At 43.1% G+C, this 4,487-nt stretch carries 3 protein-coding genes and 1 pseudogene; 2 read left to right on the top strand and 2 right to left on the bottom strand.

Annotated elements, in window-relative coordinates; translation table 11 throughout:
• Positions 1-165, top strand: a pseudogene (locus CAG64_RS17200) (IS481 family transposase); the annotation flags it as partial.
• 34 nt (positions 166-199) lie between these two features.
• Here the strand turns inward: CAG64_RS17200 and CAG64_RS17195 are convergent.
• On the bottom strand, positions 200-1,360 hold the full coding sequence (locus CAG64_RS17195) for an IS256 family transposase (RefSeq protein ID WP_161458017.1): 1,161 nt from the start codon (positions 1,358-1,360) through the stop codon (positions 200-202).
• Between the two features lie 214 nt (positions 1,361-1,574).
• The gene (locus CAG64_RS17190) at positions 1,575-3,017 is read right to left on the bottom strand and encodes a coniferyl aldehyde dehydrogenase (protein WP_161458016.1); all 1,443 of its coding nucleotides are present in this window, start codon (positions 3,015-3,017) and stop codon (positions 1,575-1,577) included.
• 449 nt (positions 3,018-3,466) lie between these two features.
• Between CAG64_RS17190 and CAG64_RS17185 the strand changes: the two genes are divergently transcribed.
• Positions 3,467-4,297 carry an alpha/beta fold hydrolase gene (locus CAG64_RS17185; protein ID WP_161458015.1) on the top strand — a complete coding sequence of 277 codons (831 nt, stop codon included), beginning with the start codon at positions 3,467-3,469 and terminating at the stop codon, positions 4,295-4,297.
• Positions 4,298-4,487: the final 190 nt, after the last annotated feature.

The raw sequence follows: 4,487 nt of genomic DNA, 5'->3' as shown, positions 1-4,487 counted from the left end.
CTGTATGGTTCAATGGAAGAGTTACAGAAAGATCTGGACGAATGGATGGACTACTACAACAATCATCGTACTCATCAAGGAAAAATGTGCTGCGGCAGAACGCCAATAGAAACATTAGAGGATGGGAAATCAATCTGGGCTGAAAAGAATTTAGCCCAGGTATAATCTGACAGGCACCGAGACGAAAAGTGGGTAACTGTCAGATCAGGTCTGAGTTAGTACACATAAAGCGATTCAGGGCTTGTCGCCAGTTTCTGATGGGCATCGTCCACTTCTTGGAAGCATCCTGGATCGCTAAGAAGATCACTTTCCTTGCCGATTCATCCGTTGGGAACAGCTTACGTTTTTTGATGGCTTTTCTGATCACACTGTTCAAAGACTCGATGGCGTTGGTCGTGTAGATCGCTCTCCTGATGTCCTCAGGGTAATTAAACAAGGTATTGAGGTTATCCCAATGAGCTGTCCAAGAGCGGCTAATTTGAGGGTACTTGGCGTCCCATTTATCAGAGAACATTTCTAGCCCCAACAAGGCTTCATCTTCGGTCTTGGACTGGTAGATGGCCTTGAGATCAGCTGCGACCGCCTTGTAGTCTTTCCACGGCACATATTTCATCGAGTTACGCACCATATGGACGATACAGAGCTGGATTTGGGTCTCAGGGAAGGCGGTGTTGATAGCGTCAGGAAAACCCTTCAGCCCATCGACACAAGCAATGAGGATGTCTTTCACGCCCCGATTTTGTAGCTCCGTCAGTACATTAAGCCAGAACTTAGCGCCCTCGTTTTCAGATAGCCACATACCGAGCAACTCTTTCTGACCATCCATATTGACGCCGAGTGCAAGATAAACCGACTTGTTGATGACTTGCTTATCCTGGCGGATTTTGACCACGATACAGTCAAGGTAAACAATAGGGTACACCTCATCCAGAGGACGAGACTGCCACTCGATAACTTGCTCCAGAACAGCGTCCGTGACTTTAGATATCAACGTGGCGACGATTTCCCTGGTTGTCATTCCTTTAGCGTACAGGCTTAAGATCTTGTCATCCATGGACTGGAATCGAGTCTGGTGCTTACGAACCAACTTGGGTTCAAAGCTCGCCTCTCGGTCGCGCGGCACATCAATAGGAACCTCGCCATCATCAGTGATAATCGACTTAGATGAGTAGCCATTACGGGAGTTTGAGCTGGGTTTAGTCGCGTGCTTTTCGTAGCCAAGGTGATCATCAAGCTCAGCATTGAGCGCGGTTTCGACGGTCACCTTAGTTAACATTTTGCGGAAATCATCAAGATCGGATTCTGTCTTGATTGATTTGGCAGCTTCACGAGCAAACGCTTCAAGTGCTTCCTTATCCATGTCGTCTATCCTTAGCCTTTTAAGGCTTAAGCTTAGACAATTACACAGAAATCAGGACAGTCTCACTTAAGCTCCCTCTTTCTAAGGCTATCCCTCAGTCTTACAGAAGGTGGATCCCCATGATACCTGAATGATCTGACACCATGGGAACACTTGATAAAGCATGAATAATCCTATATCCGATTTCATCCAAGTGTCTTTATCAAAAAGTTCGTCAGTTACTTTTTCCAAAAGTGAACTTTAGGGCAGCATCAGCTAGCTTGCCAAAAGGTGCATGAAGCAAATCTCCTAGGTTCCAGCGTCTTTGTTCATATGTTCCTTTTGCATGACTCATAGAACGAAAGCCCTCGATTCCATGATATGACCCCATTCCACTTGGCCCAATTCCCCCAAAAGGAAGGTCGTCTTGTGCTACATGCATCAGGGTATTGTTTATTCCGACATTACCAGAAGTCGTATTGCTTAATAACGTTTCGCAATCCGCATCTTTTTGACCAAAATAGTATAAGGCTAATGGTCGAGGCCTGATGTTGATGTAGTCAATGGCCTCTTGCATTGTCTTATAGGGTATAACGGGAAGGATCGGACCGAAAATTTCTTCTTTCATAATTTTCGAATTTTCGTTAGGCGCAATTACGAGCGTTGGCGCAATAGTTCTTTTTCTTTCATCTGTACTGTCTGGAGACACGCCAACTTTGATGATTCGTGTACGGCTCTCATGAGCATCTTCAAGAAGACTATTTAGGCGTTTATAGTGGTCATCGCTCACTATTGAGGTGTAATCGATGCTTGTCGGCCCATTGGGATAAAACTTCTGTACCACAGATGAATATTCATTGATGAAATCTTCCAAGTCATCCTCATGAACCAGCGCATAGTCTGGTGCGACACATGTTTGCCCTCCATTAGACAATTTACCAAAAACTAATCTTGAGATTGCCTTCGTATCTGTCTGTCCTTTCCCCATGACAACGGGACTTTTACCTCCGAGTTCAAGCGTTAATGGTACAAGGTTTTCACTCGCAGCCTGCATGATTTTATGACCAACCTGTGTGCTACCCGTAAAGAGTAAGTGGTCAAAAGGTAAACGGCTAAACTCTGCGCCTACATCGGGTCCACCTAAAATCACAGCCACTTCACTTTCATCAAATGACTCTTCAATTATCTTCTTAATTAACGCGCTCGTTCTTGGGGTTAGTTCTGAAGGTTTTATCATGGCTCTGTTTCCAGCTGCCAAAGCGGTGGCGAGAGGTATCAGTGTCAATGCAAAAGGATAATTCCATGGGGACATAATACCCACAACCCCTTTGGGCTGATAGTCGACATATGCTTTTCCAGACTGGAAGAATAGGTCAACATGACGATACTCTCTCTTCATAAACCTTTTTAAGTTTGTGATCATGTAATCTATGGATTGAACAACCCCAAAAAATTCCAAGATATCCGTTTCGTGAAGCGACCTATGACCAAAATCTTCGTCGATAGCTTTTTTCATGGCATCTCGGTTAGTTAATACTGCCGCTTTCAGTTTTTTAAGTTTTGCAATACGCTCTTTTCGATTAGTAACTTGGTGTTGTATAAATGCATCACGCTGTGCATGAATTACATCTACTAAGGCTTCTCGAGTATAAGATTTCGGTATAGTAAGGTTACTCATTGTGCACCTCTATTCGTGGTTTATTAATAAATGTGAAGAGGTGTATGGAACTTAGGATCAAATTAATGATTAAAGCTTGTTGTCATCCACCTCAATAGTCGATGGATGAACTCTAAGCTTTAAGTTAGGTTTAATGTCAACCTAACTTTAGGTATGCGTTAATAACAAAATAGAACAACCTCAGGTATTGACATTCAACTATGGTTTAGGTGTAGCTTCTTGGTTGCTACAAATATTTAATGGTGAGGTTACATTTTACTTACACCGAGTGAGGTTGTTTGGAAGGGTGATTATTTACAACCAGCGAGTTATCCCCAAAGCTTGCACGGCTAACGCGAATTCCCTTAGGAACCAATTAACCTGCTTTGTCTCGTTGCTAAAGTGAATCACCATAAAGCAAAAAGTGATTTTGCTTAATGAAAAAACTAAAGTGAGTGAGGATTGACATTATGCCATACGTAACCACCAGTGAAGGTAATGAGATTTTTTACAAAGATTGGGGACCGAGTGACGCACCCGTGATTTTTTTCCACCACGGCTGGCCACTTAGTTCAGATGATTGGGATGCACAAATGTTGTTTTTCCTTGGGGAAGGGTTCAGGGTCGTAGCCCATGACCGCAGAGGGCACGGTAGATCGACTCAGGTTTGGGATGGTAATGATATGGATCATTACGCTGATGATGTATTAGCAGTGGTTGAACATCTCGATTTACAAAACGTAGTCCACATCGGACATTCAACTGGTGGGGGAGAAGTCGCACACTACATTGCAAGACATGGTGAACAACGAGTGTCCAAAGCTGTCCTGATTAGCGCAGTACCACCAATCATGGTGAAATCCGAGAATAATCCAGGTGGACTTCCTAAAGATGTGTTTGATGGTCTGCAAGCTGCGTTAAAGGCCAATCGCGCTCAGTTTTATCGTGATGTTCCATCTGGCCCTTTTTATGGGTATAACAGAGATGGCGTTGAACCAGATGAAGGGGTGATAGCCAATTGGTGGCGACAAGGTATGATGGGAAGTGCGATAGCACACTATGAGGGAATTGTTGCCTTCTCTCAAACCGATTTTACAGAAGATCTAAAAAGTATCACTTTGCCTGTATTAGTTTTGCATGGTGACGACGATCAAATAGTGCCGTATAAAAATACAGGTGTGCGCTCTGCAGAATTCCTACCAAATGGTACGCTAAAGGTCTATGAAGGCTTTTCTCATGGAATGCCAACTATCAACGCGGAAACTATCAACGCTGACATTCTTTCGTTTATAAGATCATAAATTATTTGCCCCAGAATTCTTCTGGGGCATTTTGATCTGAATTGTATGGGGCCTTTTTTTATTAAGTGCTTATCTAAATATATTGGTTTTTAAGTGGGTTATTACAATAAATCCTGAGGTTTTACTGGGCCTTAAACTCAACTTTAATCTTAAGATGATTTGAAATAATTATGGAGAGTCATCATGAATA

It is taken from the genome of Vibrio sp. V38_P2S17PM301, from assembly GCF_009904845.1.
GTDB lineage: Bacteria > Pseudomonadota > Gammaproteobacteria > Enterobacterales > Vibrionaceae > Vibrio > Vibrio proteolyticus.
Note: the sequence above shows the minus strand (reverse complement) of the source record. Positions and strands in the feature narration are given on the sequence as shown.